Annotated in this window: 1 pseudogene; it reads left to right on the top strand. The window is 47.5% G+C overall.

The features are described from left to right. Positions 1 to 1310 (top strand): annotated as a pseudogene (locus tag ACFIO3_RS13070) (bifunctional DNA primase/helicase); the annotation flags it as partial. Positions 1311 to 1443 lie beyond the last annotated feature (133 nt).

Below are 1443 nucleotides of genomic sequence, written 5' to 3'. Positions count from 1 at the left end.
CCGCCACGCAGGCGCCTCAACACGCCCCCTCATCAACCCCAGCCGCCACGCAGGCGCCTCAGCAGGCCCCCTTAATGGAGCGCGCACCGTTTCCCATTTTTTCTTCAACAAACCGTACCATTGTCATCACTGAAGGAGAAATTGATGCACTTTCCTTAGCCGCCTATGGATATCCGGCGGTCTCTGTCCCCTTTGGAGGAGGCAGTGGAGGAAAGCACAATTGGATTGAAAATGAATTTGATCATTTAGAAGCTTTTGAAACAATTTTTTTAGCCACTGATATGGATAAGCCTGGTGAAGAAGCAGCCCGTGAGATTGCCAGCAGGCTTGGACGCCACCGTTGCTACCGTGTCCGTTTACCCCTCAAAGATGCCAATGACTGTTTAACCGCAGGGATTGATAGAGCCACCATAAAAGCAGCCTTTTCCTCAGCAAAAAGCTTTGCACCAGAAGGTTTACGGCGCGCCTCAGACTATAAAGACAAAGTCATCGGACTGTTTTGGCCAGAGCCTGAAAAACATCTTGGTTATACGGTTCCCTATCCTAAACTGAAGGATAAAGTGCATTTCCGCCCAGCAGAATTAACGCTATGGAGCGGTGCCAGTGGAGCAGGTAAAAGCCAATTGTTATCAGACTGTATTCCCCATTGGATTGCGCAAAACAGTCGGCTTTGCTTAGCGTCTCTGGAGATGAAAGGAGAACAATCGCTCCGCCGTTTAACCAAACAAACGGGCGGCTTAGAACAGCCTACAAAAGAGACAATTGAACGGATTCTTCATTTTTTAGATGAAGGGCTTATTCTTTATGAGCATGTTGGCAAATCAAGCGTTGACACCTTGCTTGATGTCTTTGACTATTGCCGTGCGCGCTATGGCTGCGATCAATTTATCATCGACAGTTTGATGCGGCTTGGCATTGCCTCTGATGATTATGCAAGACAAGAACAAGCCGTTTATAAAATGGTTGATTGGGCTGTTTTAAACAGTGTGCACATTCACCTTGTCGCCCATGCCCGCAAAAGCGGTCTGGATAAAGATATCCCCAGCACAGAAGACATTAAAGGCGCCTCAGAGATTGGCGCCAATGCCTTTAACATCATCACCATTTGGCGCAATCGACCGTTAGAAGACAAAATCTTTGCCGCCTCTCTCGCACAAGAAAAAGCAGATTTAGCCAAACGCCCCGGCGTTATTATGAATATTGCCAAACAACGTTCTGGTGATTTTGAAGGCAAAATAGGGCTTTGGTTTGATCCCCAAACCTACCGCTATCGCTGTTCTTTTGAACAATCATTCCCTCGACGTTATCTGTAATACCCCACAAACCCCACTCTCTTTAAAAACGCCACCGCTTTCACACGCACACGCCCTGCTCCCATAGAAACAACAGGAAGGATCAATCCACAAATGACGAAAAACACCCAATCCTTCGCGAACCAAAGCC

The sequence above is a fragment of the Bartonella sp. AD328YNZD genome (assembly GCF_042196425.1).
The sequence above is the reverse complement of the archived record's forward strand: the minus strand, read 5'-3'. Positions and strand labels throughout refer to the sequence as shown.